Here is a 16,132-nt window from a genome sequence, read left to right as displayed (position 1 = left end):
TAAATGATAAACTTTTAGCATTCTAACTAAATATGATCATTAAGTTGAAAAGTTCTGATATTTTGTATCTTCCCTTGTATTTCTGATTCTTTGATTTATTTCCTTAGTAATACCGTCTAGCTATTGTGGGGCCAATCCCGTTTCTTTTGATTTTTGTCGAATGATTTTTTTCATTTTCTGTTTATTTAGCAATGGTCAAAACCTTGTTGTTAATTACTCCTCTAATATTGAATGTCTTCCGTATTCTTTTAACCGTTCAATATTTTTATCTTCTCTACTCAAGTAATTATCCACTATTTCTTCTACAACGTTTGGAGAAGTTTTTGTATATCTCAACATATCGACAACCGTTTTCTTCAAATTGGTAACCATTAGTGGATTTGAATCCAAACTTTCCACCACATCAATATATTCATCAGTCAATTCTTTTTTTGAAATATAATGAGACTTAATATTTTGTTTACTAGCATTGGTTAAATGATACCCTTTTGGAAATGATATATGGTAAACCAATGAATAATTTGTGCTTAACCAATGCAGCATAATCGCTGTTTCATGAGAAAAAACACTTTTAGAGTACTTTAATTAGAGCATATAAATATCATCAAAATAAAAATTATCTAAGAAATAAATGCCGCGACAATACTTTTGAATATCATTTCGGGCGACTGCTTTTCTAAGCGTCGAATCAGCAACACCATATTCTTTTGTCATTTGCGTTGTCAAAATCCCATGATATTCCTCGAACAGTTCGATTAATTGCGACTGAATCACGGCTATCACCTCAATATTATCATACCAAAATTCACATTCTATACAACAATCAACGTATTATTTCTTCACTCATTTCGGTTGGTTCATCACTGATATAGGATCCTGATTCCGTTTCAGGTACAACAACTGAATGCAGATTAATAATATCTTTCCAAGCCACATCTTCATTTAATAAACATTGTGTCAACGGCGCTTACATCGTCATAAAATCCACCATAAACTTTGATATCATCAATTTCGTAAATAATCGCATCACCACACTCGCCAAACCTGTACCATTATCAATTAATTCTTTAAGGATTTCAATAAACTACTTACAGAAGCTAAAAGTGTTGAAACAGCTGAGCTGATACTTGTAATGAATTTTGGAAAATTAAATAAATCGTGTAAGAGTTAAAATTCAGAAAATAAAAAAAGAGAGAAAGACTGTCATATCAATCTTTCTCGACACTATTATTTACGTTGTCCCCAGTACTGAAACAGGTCTGTTCGCAACGACCCATTGTATAATTTTCTCTTTTTTGTCGCTTTTTGACCGTAAAAATCTTCAAAAGCTAAATCACTAGTTAAAATATATTTACTCCAAGTTATTAGCGGTTTGAATACCTCTCCCATTTCTTTGTAAAGCTTACGCGCGCTGTCTTCTTCTCCTAAACGCTCACCATAAGGTGGATTGGCAACAATAACCCCGTTTTCTTTTTCGGTACTAAAATCTTTTAATGCTTGTTGCTTAAATGTGATTGAATCCCCTAGTCCTAATTCATCAGCATTGGCGCGGGCAATATCAATCATTTCACCATTAATGTCAAAACCTGTAATATCTAATTCAACATCATAATCAGCTGCTTGCTCTGCTTCATTACGCACTTGTTCAAATATTGCATCTGGCACCCACTCCCACTTTTCACAAGCAAAATCTCGATTAAAACCTGGCGCAAGTTGATGTCCGATCAATGCTGCTTCAATACATAAAGTACCAGAACCACATACAGGATCAATAAAAGGTTTATCTTTATGCCAATTTGTCAACTTAACTAAAGCTGCAGCCATGTTCTCTTTTAAGGGCGCTCCACCTTTTTCTAAACGATAACCACGTTTAAATAAACTTGGGCCTGTTGTATCCAATAAAATCATCACATGATCCTTACGTAAAATAACTTCTAAGCTATACAACGCACCTGTTTCGATTAAAGGAACGTTTTGTGGACGATGATAATAAGTTCTCATACGCTCTACGATTGCCTTTTTAGTGATCGCCTGACAATCAGGCGTGCTATACAACTTAGATTTAATTGACTTACCAGCTACCGGAAAAGCAGCGTCTAAAGGTAAGTATTCTTCCCATGGCAAAGCTTTAACTTTTTCAAATAGTTCATCAAAAGTATAAGCGTCAAATTCTCCTACAACAATTTTTACCCTGTCAGCTGTTCGTAACCATAAATTCGTTTCCGCTATGGTTTTTACGGTTCCTTGAAAGCGCGCACGCCCATTTTCAACTTGACAATCAATTCCTAAGTTTCGCAATTCCTTTCCTGTTAAAGCTTCCAATCCGCTTGCTGCAGTTGCTATCAGATTAAAGCGTTGGTTATCTTCCATAATTTCCTCCGAAATAATTTTCATTTTTTAATAAAAAAACCTCCCGTACTGGAAGGACTTTTCCCTGTTTATTGTGATTTTCTATAAGCCATGTTTTGTCCAGTCATCTTACAGGGGCAAGATAACTTGGATAATCATCTGTCTACAATGAAACATTGTCTTTTTGCTAGCGTTGAATTCCGCCGCAAAAAGCGCCCCGACCTTTGTTTGGGTTGCTCACTCGAGGGGTTTACCGCGTTCCACCAATAAGATTTCTCTTATTGCTTCGTCACTGTGGCACTTTCAAGGATACTCAAGCATAGTGTATCAAATACACCTTAGCTTTTTTTCCTGCCGTTATCTTAAATAAATGAAATACCTCAGCTTATTTTTTCGCTGAGCACGAACACTACAGACATCTCAGTCTGTGTGAGCATGGACTTTCCTCAGTTAGATTTACTCAAACCGCGATTATCCGAAAACCACAATTTTATATTTTAAAACTGACGCGTTTTTTCTAGATCATCGTCATCTGATGAACGGTTAGTATTTGATCGACTTTCAGTTGTCCGATTATCTCGTAAGCGAGTATCATTAGAGCGACTATAGTCGTCAGTCGATTGAGAAGTACGTATTTCCTCATTTTCTTCTTGATCTAATTTTTTACCAAAAACTTCTTTTTCCAAATTAGACAAACGTTTTAGGATATCAAAATTCGTTACTGTCTGACTTTTTGAAGTACTTTCTGATTGGTTCCGTGAATTTGTCGCTTGATTCTTACTTAATTGCGCAATTTTTGCATTCAAACGATCATTTTCTTCTTGTAGCGTTAAAATTTCTTTATTATAAGCTTCGTAATCTTTAATGACGCCATCTAAAAATTCATCAACCTCCACAGGATCGTAGCCGCGCATTTTTGTTTTAAACTCTTGCTGTAAAATATCTTTAGGAGTATATGTTATATTTGCCATTTTTCCACCTCATTGTTTGTTTGTACTACTTCTTATCTCAATTCTATTCTATCCAAAAAAAAAGAATAAATCAAACAGAATCATCGAAAACTGCATTTTGTAAATCATCCATTGTAATTAAATGGAGTAAAAAATTGTGCTTTTCAGCGTATTCTCTTGCGTCGTGTACAAAATAAGTACTTTTACCAGAAAATTCATCATCATATACAACAATAGCACCATCTACATGAGTAAGTAAAAAGTGTGTATGATTTTTTAATTGACTTGGATCTTTATAAGATAAATGGCTCACAGCATCTACATAATCAGCTTTTTCTACAATTTTTTGTAACATCGCTTGGTTTGCTTCATTCCAATTATCGCCAAATTCCAAGTAAGGATAAATGATTGAAAATTTCAATTCTGGGTACTCTTCTTTTAATTCATCAATCAGTTGAGCTGTCCAAATTTCGACACCTAAATTACCACCTATGATAACCCATTGTAATCCTTCTTCTAAATACTGTTCGAGCGTTGTTTTTATAACTTTCTTAATAACTTTTATTTTAGGATCTGTTTCTTGAAAAACGCCTAACTCAAAGCTTCTATAACCGGTAACGAACAATGTGTGAACAGCTTGCATAATATTACCTTTTCTTTCTTTTTATCTTTTTGGTATAATATGGTCTAGGAGTGTGAGAATCATGGTCTTTCATTATCCCAATGGCCATCCTAGCCACTATAATGAAGCGTCAAAACAAAAAATGCAAGGAAAAGATAAATCAATTAATTTTGCCAATCGTGGGATGCGTTTTGAAGACGCGATTAATCAAAGTAATGATTATTATCGTAATCACAATCTTGCTGTGATACATAAAAAACCAATACCACTACAAATAGTAAAAGTAGATTACCCCAAAAGAAGCGCTGCTGTTATTAGAGAAGCTTACTTTAAAGAGGCCTCTACCACCGATTATAATGGCGTATATAAAGGTTACTATCTTGATTTTGAAGCAAAAGAAACCAAAAATAAGACATCATTTCCGCTTAAAAACTTCCATGAGCATCAGATTGCTCATATGGAAAAATGTATGGAACAAGACGGTTTATGTTTTGTTTTATTATGGTTTTCGTCGTTAAAACGTTGCTTTTTCTTAGATAGTAAACAGCTTGTTTATTATTGGCGTAATAAAGAAAATCAAAAAAAATCAATGCCAATAACTGCTATTGAAAAGAATGCTATCGAAATCCAACCTAAAATAGCACCACGCATTCCTTATTTAGAAGCAGTTGATCAGTATTTGCAAGCAAAGGAGAAAAACTAACATGGCAAATCAATCAGATTCACGAGTCAGTCGACATAAGCAAGATAAACCCAAAAAGCGCGGTGTCGGCTCTATTTTACTTAAAATTATTATTTCTTTGTTTATCTTTGCTTGTATCGTTTTAGTTGCTGGAGCCGGTCTGTTTATGTTTTATGCAAAAGACGCACCTGAGCTGAGCGAAGACGAGCTAGATGCAACCGTCTCTTCCAAACTGTATGCTGCAAATGGAGAGATTTTCCAGGATATCGGTTCAGAAAAACGTGAAGAAATTTCCCCGACCGATGTTCCCCAACAATTAGAAGATGCGATTGTATCAATTGAAGATCGTCGTTTTTATAAACATATCGGGGTCGATCCAATAAGGATTGCAGGTTCCGCTTTTTCTAATGTCACTACAGGAGGAAAACAAGGAGGAAGTACTTTAACCCAACAGCTGATCAAACTTTCCTATTTTTCTACCAGCGAAAAAGATCAAACGCTAAAACGTAAAGCTCAAGAAGCTTGGTTAGCAGTTAAATTAGAACGGCAAAAATCTAAGCAAGAAATTTTAACTTATTATATCAATAAAGTGTACATGTCAAACGGCCTTTATGGTATGCAAACAGCAGCAGAGTCCTTTTATGGCAAGCCTTTGGAGGAACTATCGCTTGCGCAAACTGCGATGATTGCTGGCATGCCAAATGCGCCCAATTATTATGACCCTTATGAACATCAAGAAGAAGCAAAAGAGCGACGTGATACTGTTTTATATACAATGTTAGATAATGACAAAATCACGCAACAAGAATATGATGATGCCAGTAATACACCAATTGATGATGATCTGCAAGAACTAGAAGAAGACGATGATGACGGGAAGTATTATGACAATTATACAAAAGAAGTCATCAAAGAAGTTGAAGATAAAACCGGAAAAGATGTATATCGAGATGGACTTAATATTTATACAAATTTGGATGAGGATGCGCAAAAACATCTATACGATATTGTAAACTCTGATGAATATGTTGATTACCCTGATGAGAAAATGCAAGTAGCTTCTACACTGATTGAGCCAGATACTGGCCAGGTTAAAGCACAAATCGGTGGCAGAAATGTTAAAGAAGGAACGGTTTTAGGCAACAACTTAGCTGTTAATACCTCAAGAGATTTCGGTTCCACGGTAAAACCAATAGTTGACTATGGGCCAGCTTTTGAATTTAAAAAATATTCAACAGCTAAAACGATTGTTGATGAACCTTATTCTTATGAAGGTAGTGATACCCAAATTAATAATTGGGATAACTCTTTTATGGGCTCTATGACGCTACGTAAAGCCCTTGTACTTTCAAGAAATATCCCTGCAGCTAAACTTTTTGCAGACGTAGGCACCGATTCGATTCAAGGATTTTTGGAAAATCTGGGAATCCAATATAAAAATTTAAACCAATCAAATGCTATATCAAGCAACGCTGATGAACAAGATGGTGCTAATTATGGTATATCTAGTCTGAAAATGGCGGCTGCTTATGGCGCTCTTGCTAACGGTGGAACATATTATGAACCGCAATATGTTAATAAAATCGTTTATCAAGACGGCTCTGAAGAAACAGACGCTTTTGAAGTTGAAGGTCAAAAAGCTATGGAAGATACAACAGCTTACATGGTCACCGACATCTTAAAAGACGTTATTACAGACGCTGATGGTACAGGAACGAATGCCGCAATTTCCGGTTTATACCAAGCCGGTAAAACCGGAACTTCTAATTACACAGATGAAGAATTGGAAAAGCTTGAGGGTAATCCATCCTCTCCTTCACCAGATTCTAACTTTGTTGGTTATACTAGAAATTATTCGTTAGCTGTATGGACAGGTTATAATGATAAAATGACGCCTGTAACTAGCGAATCTTCTCATGTAGCCTCTGATGTTTATCGTGAATTAATGGAATATGTATCTTCTTCGGTCGAAAATAACGATTGGACAATGCCTGATGGTTTAGTTCGTATTGGAAAAGAACTTTACTTAAAAGGACAAGATGATACAGCTTCAACTTCAAGAAGGACAAGGCGAAGTGCACCATCATCTTCTTCTACTCCTTCTTCACAAAGATCATCACAGACATCAGAAGAGCCTTCGACGGAGACAGAAGAAGAAAGTAATACAGAAACAGAACCAACTAGCGAACCAGAAGAAAGTTCTTCAACAACTGAAGAAGAGGAAGAAACAACGGAAACAGAAGAAGAACCCTCTCAAGAGGAAGAAGAAAGTTCAGAACCAAGTAGCGAACCAGAAGAAGAACCTTCATCATCAGAAGAAGAGGAGCCACCTGAAGAGGAACCAGATACTAGTGAACCTGATGAAGGAAACAACGATGATGGAGGAAGTAGTGAAGAAAACGGAGGCGGAAACGAAGAAGAAAGTCCACCTGATACAGGTGATGATGGGAATCAAGAGGAGTCTTCGGAATAACAAAAACGGCAAGAGAGCAATAAAACTCTCTTGCCGTTTTTTTATTTTCACTTGATGAAAGTCATTCGTCTTCTAACCAATTATGTAAAGAAACATTTGGTAAGTCTTTTTCATTCCTACTACTTTCTTTTTTCATCATATTCCTTTTACGTTTTTTTTGTTCTTCTTCTACTTGTTGCTCAGTCGTAATGTTTTTCCGTTCCCAAGAGAGCAAAACGCGATCAATATAATTTAAACTATAAGCTTGATTTAAAACAGCTTCTTTTAAAGCTAAACGTATTAAATCTGGAGAATATTGATCCTCCTCGATCCATTGACCGATGCGTTGAAACTCAATTGGCGATAACGCTCGACCAAATTCTTTTTCAAACAATTGATACAAAGATCGGATCTTTTGCTCGTAGTCTTTTTCTCCTTCTTTTTTGCGTTTTTGGCTTTGCAGTAATTCCAGTTTTTCAAAAATAGCTGAAAAATCATAAAAATCATTTCTAATTCCTTGCCTATTTTTTTCCGATTCAATAGTGATCACTTGTTTTTCTACCAGTTGATTCAATAAATTATAAATTTCTTTTTGGTCACAGCCCATATTTTCCGCAATAGGAGCTAAATCAGGAAAATCATTACCCAATTCATGATATTTATATAGCTGAATCCATAAAATAAATTCATCATTGCTTAATCCCAATTGCCTGTAGTGTTCAATTAAAAGGTTGGAAAGTACAGTTTGTCCACCCTTTAAATAATCTTGTAATGAAATCATAAAAATGCTCCTTTATAAGTTACGAAAAAGCTGTTTCTTTCTTTTTAATAGAAACAGCTTTTTTATTATATTATTTTTCAATTCTTGTTTGGCATCTTGGACAAAGTCCATATACTTCCAAACGATGGCTATCGATATTATAGCCTGTTAATTTTCCAGCTGCCATTTCCACATCTTCTAAACCTGGATAGTAAAAATCAGTCATTTGTCCACAATTTCTACAAATTGCATGATAATGAAGTTCTGTAAAAAAGTCAAACCGACTAGAAGCGTCTCCATAATTCATTTCTCTTATTAAGCCAATTTTAGTAAATAACTTTAAGTTATTATAAACTGTTGCTACACTCATTCCAGGAAACTTATCTTCAATTGATTTATAGATCGTCTCAGCAGTGGGATGTTCATTTGAGTGAGCTAAAAACTCTAGAATAGCTTTGCGTTGCGGCGTGATCCGGATATGTTCTTCTTTTAACCGTCGTAATGCTTCATCAAAACTTCTCAATGCGACCCCCTCCATTTTCTACTAATTTTATAATACTATGACTTTCGCTTTTTTTCTAGCATTTTTGTTAAGTTCGTGCAAAAATGGCTGAGATAAAAATCCCTAGCAATGTTCATTCTTTGAATAACTAGAAGAAAAATTCTTCAATTCAGTTGAGTTTCCCGTAAAAACTGAATTTGTTAATTAATGAATCATTGCTAAGGCTCTATATCTCAGCACTTGAAAAAAATATTAAACATTTAATTGTTGCCCTACTGTAACCATTTGGTCTGTTAGTCCATTATTAGCCATTAACTCATCTAGAGAAATTCCTTGGTTTTGTGCAATATCCCATAAAGTATCGCCTTGCTGTACTGTGTAGGTGGAGCCTGTATTAGAAGATGTCTGCGTTTTTTCAGAAGTCGACTCACTTTCTGCACTAACTTCTGTCTCTTGAATCGACTCTGTAGTATTCCCAGCTTGTGCTGGTGTATCAAACTGCGTTAAATTATAAGCTTCAATTAAGGCATTAAGTTTTTGACCATAATCCGGATCAGTAGCATATCTTCCCGTAAGATAAGCCGTTGCATCTGTATAACTAGATGTTTGGCTTTTCCAAGTTCCTTCATAATTAGGAGCACCAGATGAGTAACTAGAAGCTTTCAAAACAGCTGCATGATCTTGTAAAGACTCTTCATAACTATTGTAAACTCTAAATGGTTCGTCCATAGTTTCCCACTCTCCATCAACATATTCTTTGGTGGACATCCAAGTCGAAGGCTCTTGACCATAAGCCTTCACACCAAATAGGTTATATGTAGGAGAAGAAGAAAGAGAAGAGTTACCATTCCCGCTTTCTAACAAAGCTTGTGCAATCATAACAGAAGCATATAAGTCATTACTGTCTGCAATTTGTTGTGCTGAAGTACTAATTTGATTAATTAAATAAGAAGCCTCATTTTCTGATGGTTGATACTCTTCTGCATAGCTTTCCTGTGGAAGTAAAGCTGCCGTAGTCGGAGCAATAACCAAGCCTGTACCTACTAATGATAATACTGTTTTCTTATTAAACTTTTTATCAAGCGTTCTCTTTTTTTGATGACGCTCACTACGCGTTCTGTAAACCATAACATCCTCCTTCGGAAAACTTTAAAAAAACTTTATTAAGAAAATTAAGAATTCTATAAAAATAATTGTAAAGTAAAAAAGAAAATAAAACAACATTTTTACTCCGTTTTATTCAAAAACTCTTTATATTGATCTTTCTATATACTGATATAAAGGCAAAAACTTTTAAAAATTTTTTAAAAGTTTTTGAAAAAATAACAAAAAAGCACGGAAACTTTACTAAGATTCCGTGCTTCTTAGCGCTAGTCCATTGATTTAAAAATCGATACAATGTTTTCTGCAGTAAATCCGTATTCTTCTAATACTCTACCACCTGGGGCTGATGCTCCAAAGCGATCGATTGTCAGTAACTCGCCATCGTCTTTAACGTATTTATGCCAACCAAATGAAGCTCCTGCTTCGATACCTAAACGTTTTTTAATACCGCTTGGTAGAACAGATTCTTTATAGGCTTCACTTTGTTGTTCGAATAAATCAAAACTTGGAAGAGAAACCACTGAAACATCAATATCGTCACTTGCTAATTTTTCTTGGGCTTCTACTGCCAGATGAACTTCGGAACCACTCGCAATTAAAATACCATCCGGTTTGTTGCCTTTTTGTGGAGAAATGACATATCCACCCTTAGCTAGATTTTCTTCAGCATCTTCTGTTGTACCTGCTAGTGTGGGTAGATTTTGACGACTTAAAACAAGCATTGTTGGATGAGTTTTAGCCTGCATAGCCATCTTCCAAGCTGCTCGAGTTTCGTTTCCATCAGCAGGACGGATAACACTCATGTTTGGCATAGCACGTAAACTAGCTAAATGTTCAACCGGTTCGTGAGTAGGTCCATCTTCACCTACAGCAACAGAATCGTGAGTAAACACATAAGTTGTAGGTAAATGTTGAATAGCTGCTAAACGTAATGCAGGACGACAATAGTCACTAAAGACAAAGAATGTTCCACCATATATCTTGGTCCCACCATGTAATTGGATACCATTCATAATCGCAACCATTGCAAATTCCCGTACACCAAACCAGATATTACGTCCTTCATATTGGCCAGGCGCAAAATCTTGATCGTCAGTTGCCATTGTATTGTTTGAAGAAGACAAATCTGCCGATCCTCCCCAGAAAGAAGGCAATGCTTTAGAAATCGCTTGAATGACATCCTGGCTGGATTTACGACTAGCTTGTCCACTATCTGTATCATAATAAGGTAACTCTTTATCCCAATCTGTTGGTAGTTCACCAGCAAAAGCTTTTTTCAATTGTTCTGCTTCATCTGGATATTTCTTCTCGTAAGCCGCAAATAAGTCGTTCCATTCAGCCTCCGCCTTTTCACCACGATCTATCATCGTTTCCTTAAAACGAGCGGCTGCTTCTTCTGGCACTGTAAATTCAGGATAATCCCAGCCAAAGAAATGCTTAGCTGCGGTAACACCTTCCTCACCAAGAGCAGCACCATGAACAGCTGCTGTTCCTTCTTTTGGTGAACCTAAACCAATGACTGTTTTTACTTCGATTAAAGTGGGTTGATCTGTATTTTCTTTTGCTTGTTCTATTGCTTTAGCAATGGCTTCCATGTCTGTGCCATCTTCCACTAATAAATATTGCCAACCATATGCTTCATAACGTTTGCCTACATTTTCAGTAAACGCTTTAGAAGTTGGGCCATCTAAAGAAATCTCATTGGAATCATACAAAACAATCAATTTTCCCAATTGTAAGTGACCTGCTAAAGAAGACGCTTCTTGGGATACACCTTCCATTAAATCACCGTCACCTGCTAATGCATAAGTATAATGATCAATAATGGAGAAATCTTCTTTATTATATTGTGCAGCCAAGTGAGCTTCTGTCATTGCCATACCTACGGCCATAGCAAGACCTTGACCTAAAGGACCTGTTGTTGCTTCTACTCCATCGATGTCACCAACTTCTGGGTGGCCTGGTGTTTGACTACCGTACTGGCGAAAGTTTTTTAGATCATCTATTGAAATATTATAACCAGAACAGTGCAATAAACTATATAATAAAGCTGAACCATGTCCTGCCGATAAAACAAAACGATCCCGATCGATCCAGTTCCGTGAAGTTTTCGGATTCACTTTTAAATATTTTGTCCATAAAGCATAAGCCATTGGCGCAGCTCCTAAAGGTAAGCCGGGGTGACCTGAATTAGCTTTTTGGACAGCGTCAATACTCAATGTTCGCAGCGTATTTACGCCTATTTCATCAGTCTCATCAAACAATACGAACCCTCCTATTTAGGTTAAATTTACTTTTAATACTATTTCATTATAAAAGATCAATCGCTTTTTTTCAACTAAAATTGAAAAGGGATACACCGCTTATCAACGATCATGTAATCCCTTTTTCTTTTGTATTTTCTTTAATTTTTCTGGTGTAACATCTTTTCCGTCAGGATCCACAACTTTCATACCTTCAATATGTTTTCTCATACCTCCGCGAAAATCTTGCAGATATTCCTTTCTTAGTGTATCTTGTTCATTTTGTTCTTTATCTGTTAAACCTTCTGTCTTTTTTTTATTTGCTAATTCATTAATACGATTTATTTTTTCATCTGATATCATTTCTATAGCCCCTTTCCTAACCTTTATCATACACAAGGATAATAAAAAAAACAAACAACAACATCTAAATTAATGCGAACGTTTGTTTGAATTCTATAACAACATATGCTAAACTTTAATTAATAAGAAAGAGAGAAGGTGTTAACTTTGGCAAAACGAACAGAGAATCGACAGATTGAAGTCCTTAAATTTATCCATACATGTGTCAGCCAAAAAGGATACCCACCTACTGTTAGGGAAATTGGTGAAGGCGTTAGTTTATCTTCTACTTCAACTGTTCATGGGCATTTATCACGTTTAGAAAAAAAAGGAATGATTCAACGTGATCCTACAAAACCGCGCGCTATTGAGCTAACTTCTTTAGGATTAGAAGCAATCGGTGTGCAGCAAGAAAATATTCCAATGCTTGGTACTGTCACAGCTGGTGAACCTATTTTAGCTGTTGAAGAAGCTTCAGATTATTTTCCCATTCCGCCTAATTTAACAAGTCTTGATGGGCAATTATTTATGCTTACTATTCGTGGCGAAAGTATGACCAATGCAGGGATTCTAGATGGAGATCAGGTCATTGTTCGCAAACAAAATTTTGCCGAAAATGGAGACATTGTCATCGCAATGACTGAAGATGAAGAAGCAACCTGTAAAAGATTCTATAAAGAAAAGGATCATATTCGTTTACAACCTGAAAATGATTTTATGGAACCGATCATTTTGCCAATAGTTAAAATCTTAGGACAAGTTGTTGGTCTCTATCGCCATTTCTAACAAAATACCAGTAAGATCTTCAAAAAAAATGAAGATCTTTTCTTTTTTGCTTTACAAAGGGAACAAATATTCGTATAATAGAATTACAAACATTTGTTCGCATATAAGGAAGGAGTAATTTACTATGAAAGGAATACGTCGTTTTGGGTTGATGATCGTTATATTATTAATCGGTATCACAATCGGTCACTTTGGTCTTTTTATTTCAATTTTATTTGTCTGTCCTTTAATAACCCTATGGCTATTACTCTGGGATGATAAAAAGAGTAGTCAAATAGAATATAAACGTCAAATACATCGTTATCAAACAAAGTCATAAAAAAGAAGCTTAAAACCAACTTATATGGTTTTAGGCTTCTTTTTATAACGCTTTACTCTTTTAAAAACAAGGGATTAATAGTCTAATAAAGTAAGTATCTCGTAGTCTTCAATCTTATCTCTTCCATGTAAATCTAATAATTCAATCAAGAAAGCACAACCGATAACGACTCCCCCTAATTTTTCAACTAGATCTATCGTAGCCTTTACAGTGCCGCCAGTAGCTAGCAAGTCATCACAAACAAGTACTCTTTGTCCAGGTTTAATAGCATCCTCGTGTAGCGTCAAGGTATCCTGACCATATTCTTTATCGTAGGTTACTTCAATCGTTTTACGAGGTAATTTGCCTGGTTTACGCACAGGAGCAAAACCTACACCAACCTCATAAGCCACGGGACAGCCTACGATAAACCCACGTGCTTCAGGACCTACCACCATATCAATTTGTTTTTTATCGGCATAATCAACAATTTTATTAACCGCTTCACGGTAAGCTTTACCATCTGCCATAAGAGGTGAGATATCTCTAAAGGTAACGCCTTCTTCGGGATAATCAGGAATACTTGCAATATAATCTTCTAAATTCACTTATTTTTCCTCCTAATAAACGTGCGTATAATATTTTTAATATCGAATACTTATTTTTTATGTTGCTAACCAACTTTTCAAAGAGGGTAAATCACTTAGCAATAAAAACTCTTCTGTTTTGATTTTGTTCAACCGTTTTTGATAAGCTTGGCTTTCGGTCAATGCTTGAGGTTTTGGATCTTGTACTTGATTCATAATCCCGTCTGTTATTGTAACAAATCCTAAGTCAAAAAACACTTGAATCATAAAAAACAATAATTTTTCTGGAATAGCTAAATATTGTGCAATAACGGGTAACTTGTATCTCACATCCACTTGCTGTTGTTTGGAGATAAAGTGAAATAACTTAGCATACTGTTCTCGCGTGCCTACGCCATCTAGATAAGCATCATCTTTAGCTGAACACAAGAAAAATACACGTGAGACTTGAGCTGCTTTAATAGCTGCTTTAGCCTCTTCTAATTGTATTGGACAGTTAAAAAGTACCAACTGATTAAAAGTAGTCTTTTCTATTGCAGCAAGAAAATCCTGTGAATCTTTATAAGTGACTACCGGATGTTCAATTCTTTCCTCAATCTTTTTGCTTTCTTTTTCAGAAAAACTAACAAACAATGTTGGCTCTACAAATGTTAGATTTTGTTGATGCTTTTTTGAACGATAGTCAAATACTTGCATGTGATTGATACGATAATCCTTTAAAATAATTTGAGGAATACGTTTATGATTCCACTCATTAATCGACAGTTGCGCTACAATATCAATAAATTCACTTTGAAATTCTAACATATCAGGACCAAAACCAAAGCCGATGCCTTCCACATTTTCTTCAGAAGAATCTTTTAAGGACAGTTTCAGATGTTTGCCATCCGCTCCAACAGTCCGGGTATTTATCGCGGAACAATCTTTAAACAAAATATACGGCAAAGGATTATCCATACCAAAAGGCGCTAAATTTTGCAGCGCTTCAATATGTTGTAATTTAACATCTGACAAGCTAAGTACTGCATCAACTGAAAGTTGATTAGCCGGCTGAATATTATTTGAATCAAGTATTTCATTCACTTTTTTTATTAGTAAAGACAAATTCTCTTTTTGTATACTAAGTCCAACAGCGGCATGGTGTCCGCCAAAACTGGTCATTAATTCGCGAGTTTGGTCTAAAAGCTTGAATAAATTAACTGTATCAACACTGCGTCCTGAACCCTTTAAGAGTCCTTCTTGCGTCTGAGTCAAAACAATCGTAGGTTTTCCTACTTTTTGTGCAATATTTCCTGCTACAATCCCTAGTACGCCTTCATTCCAACTTTCTCCTGCGATTATTTGAACTTTTTTATCCGGAGATAATTGTTGCATGGCTTCTTCAGTTATTTCTTGGGTAATTGCTTTTCTTTGTGTATTCACTTGATTCAATTGTTCAGATAAGTAGGCAGCTTTCTCTTGATCAAAAGTAGTTAATAACTCTACCGCTTCATTAGGATCTTGTAAACGTCCTAAAGCGTTTAATCTGGGCGCGATCGCAAAACCAATGGTTGACTCGTCCACTTCTTCTAAACGGATTTGACTCACCCGTAACAATTCAAGTAAACCGATTCGCTGTGTTTGTTTTAAAGCCTCTAGTCCAAAAACAACGAGCGCGCGATTTTCATCAGTAAGTGAAACCATATCAGCGACGGTACCGATGGCTACTAAATCTAAAAAGTCTGTGGATACTTCATCAAGTAACGCACAAGCAAACTTAAAAGCAACACCAACGCCGGCTAGTTCACCAAAAGGGTATTGTCCTTCTGGATGACGCGGATGAATAATAGCATAAGCATCAGGCAATGACTGGGGTAATTCGTGGTGATCCGTAACGATTACATCTACATTCTGACTGTTAGCAAAATCAATTGCTTCATGGCCAGAAACGCCGTTATCAACTGTAAGTATCAGTTGAACACCTTCAGCTATTTTTTCTTTATACACCTCTATATTCGGACCGTATCCGTCTTTAAAGCGATTTGGTAAATAATAATCAACATCAGCACCTAAAAGCTCTAAGGTTTCTTTTATCAATGATGTACTTGTAATACCATCAGCATCGTAGTCACCATAAACCAAAATTTTTTCTTCATTTTCCAGTGCTTGTTGCACCCGTGAAACGGCCTCTTCCATATCAAATAGTTGAAATGGATCATATAATTGATCCAGCGACGGATGAAAAAAAGTTGCTATTTCCTGCGGACTTTGAATCCCACGTTGCCAAAGAAGTTTTCCCAAAAAGCGAGGTATCTTTTCTTTTTTTAATTGATCTATAAATTCTTCTGGCAATTCTACATCTGATGGAAGTTGCCAATTATAATTTGCTGGTTTCAAACAATCACTCCTAACCACAACATTACATTATAGCAAACCTAAACAAATAAGCAAAGAAAGGATAATTTTTTAGTTAAAA

17 protein-coding genes and 1 other RNA gene are annotated in these 16,132 nt (G+C 35.8%); 4 read left to right on the top strand and 14 right to left on the bottom strand.

Annotation, left to right across the window (positions count from 1 at the left end):
* Window positions 1–213: 213 nt before the first annotated feature.
* The 7 genes from AC806_RS05015 to AC806_RS04990 form a co-directional block, all read right to left on the bottom strand.
* Window positions 214–543 carry a hypothetical protein gene (locus tag AC806_RS05015; RefSeq protein ID WP_014124735.1) on the bottom strand — a complete coding sequence of 110 codons (330 nt, stop codon included), beginning with the start codon at window positions 541–543 and terminating at the stop codon, window positions 214–216.
* A gap of 42 nt (window positions 544–585) precedes the next feature.
* Complete coding sequence (locus AC806_RS05010) at window positions 586–774, bottom strand: type IV toxin-antitoxin system AbiEi family antitoxin domain-containing protein (RefSeq protein ID WP_041591815.1); 189 nt, start codon at window positions 772–774, stop codon at window positions 586–588.
* 49 nt (window positions 775–823) lie between these two features.
* On the bottom strand, window positions 824–961 hold the full coding sequence (locus AC806_RS11855; RefSeq protein ID WP_155224153.1) for a hypothetical protein: 138 nt from the start codon (window positions 959–961) through the stop codon (window positions 824–826).
* Window positions 962–1,227: 266 nt separating this feature from the next.
* Entirely contained in the window at window positions 1,228–2,370 is a 1,143-nt protein-coding gene (locus AC806_RS05005; protein WP_069029389.1) for a THUMP domain-containing class I SAM-dependent RNA methyltransferase, read from the bottom strand.
* 79 nt (window positions 2,371–2,449) lie between these two features.
* Window positions 2,450–2,832, bottom strand: an RNA gene (gene rnpB / locus AC806_RS05000) — RNase P RNA component class B.
* A gap of 14 nt (window positions 2,833–2,846) precedes the next feature.
* A complete protein-coding gene (gene gpsB, locus AC806_RS04995) occupies window positions 2,847–3,320 on the bottom strand; it encodes a cell division regulator GpsB (protein WP_061840586.1) in 474 nt (157 codons plus the stop codon).
* 70 nt (window positions 3,321–3,390) lie between these two features.
* On the bottom strand, window positions 3,391–3,942 hold the full coding sequence (locus AC806_RS04990; RefSeq protein ID WP_014124731.1) for an SLOG family protein: 552 nt from the start codon (window positions 3,940–3,942) through the stop codon (window positions 3,391–3,393).
* A gap of 61 nt (window positions 3,943–4,003) precedes the next feature.
* Here AC806_RS04990 and recU point away from each other — a divergent pair, with 61 nt between their 5' ends.
* Together recU and AC806_RS04980 are read left to right on the top strand one after the other, a co-directional pair.
* Window positions 4,004–4,624, top strand: a complete 621-nt coding sequence (gene recU / locus AC806_RS04985) for a Holliday junction resolvase RecU (protein WP_014124730.1) — start codon at window positions 4,004–4,006, stop codon at window positions 4,622–4,624.
* A 1-nt stretch (window position 4,625) separates the two neighbouring features.
* Entirely contained in the window at window positions 4,626–7,076 is a 2,451-nt protein-coding gene (locus tag AC806_RS04980) for a PBP1A family penicillin-binding protein (RefSeq protein WP_014124729.1), read from the top strand.
* A gap of 61 nt (window positions 7,077–7,137) precedes the next feature.
* Here AC806_RS04980 and AC806_RS04975 read toward each other — a convergent pair whose 3' ends face one another.
* The 5 genes from AC806_RS04975 to AC806_RS04955 form a co-directional block, all read right to left on the bottom strand.
* Entirely contained in the window at window positions 7,138–7,836 is a 699-nt protein-coding gene (locus AC806_RS04975) for a DnaD domain protein (RefSeq protein ID WP_014124728.1), read from the bottom strand.
* A gap of 70 nt (window positions 7,837–7,906) precedes the next feature.
* Entirely contained in the window at window positions 7,907–8,353 is a 447-nt protein-coding gene (locus AC806_RS04970) for a Fur family transcriptional regulator (protein ID WP_014124727.1), read from the bottom strand.
* Between the two features lie 216 nt (window positions 8,354–8,569).
* On the bottom strand, window positions 8,570–9,445 hold the full coding sequence (locus AC806_RS04965) for a glucosaminidase domain-containing protein (protein WP_014124726.1): 876 nt from the start codon (window positions 9,443–9,445) through the stop codon (window positions 8,570–8,572).
* Window positions 9,446–9,687: 242 nt separating this feature from the next.
* Window positions 9,688–11,685, bottom strand: a complete 1,998-nt coding sequence (gene tkt, locus AC806_RS04960; RefSeq protein WP_069028917.1) for a transketolase — start codon at window positions 11,683–11,685, stop codon at window positions 9,688–9,690.
* A gap of 102 nt (window positions 11,686–11,787) precedes the next feature.
* Window positions 11,788–12,027, bottom strand: coding sequence for a DUF896 family protein (locus AC806_RS04955; protein WP_014124724.1), 240 nt, complete (start codon window positions 12,025–12,027; stop codon window positions 11,788–11,790).
* Window positions 12,028–12,174: 147 nt separating this feature from the next.
* Here AC806_RS04955 and lexA point away from each other — a divergent pair, with 147 nt between their 5' ends.
* Together lexA and AC806_RS04945 are read left to right on the top strand one after the other, a co-directional pair.
* Window positions 12,175–12,792, top strand: coding sequence for a transcriptional repressor LexA (lexA, locus tag AC806_RS04950; protein ID WP_061840978.1), 618 nt, complete (start codon window positions 12,175–12,177; stop codon window positions 12,790–12,792).
* A gap of 124 nt (window positions 12,793–12,916) precedes the next feature.
* A complete protein-coding gene (locus tag AC806_RS04945) occupies window positions 12,917–13,111 on the top strand; it encodes a hypothetical protein (RefSeq protein ID WP_061840977.1) in 195 nt (64 codons plus the stop codon).
* Window positions 13,112–13,185: 74 nt separating this feature from the next.
* Here AC806_RS04945 and AC806_RS04940 read toward each other — a convergent pair whose 3' ends face one another.
* Window positions 13,186–13,698 (bottom strand): adenine phosphoribosyltransferase, encoded by a 513-nt coding sequence (locus AC806_RS04940; protein ID WP_014124721.1) that lies wholly within the window; start codon window positions 13,696–13,698, stop codon window positions 13,186–13,188.
* Window positions 13,699–13,755: 57 nt separating this feature from the next.
* Window positions 13,756–16,053, bottom strand: coding sequence for a single-stranded-DNA-specific exonuclease RecJ (recJ, locus tag AC806_RS04935; protein ID WP_069028916.1), 2,298 nt, complete (start codon window positions 16,051–16,053; stop codon window positions 13,756–13,758).
* Window positions 16,054–16,132 lie beyond the last annotated feature (79 nt).

The sequence above is a fragment of the Tetragenococcus halophilus genome, from assembly GCF_001712815.1.
GTDB classification, from domain to species: Bacteria; Bacillota; Bacilli; order Lactobacillales; family Enterococcaceae; genus Tetragenococcus; species Tetragenococcus halophilus.
This window is presented reverse-complemented; position numbering and strand designations above follow the sequence as displayed.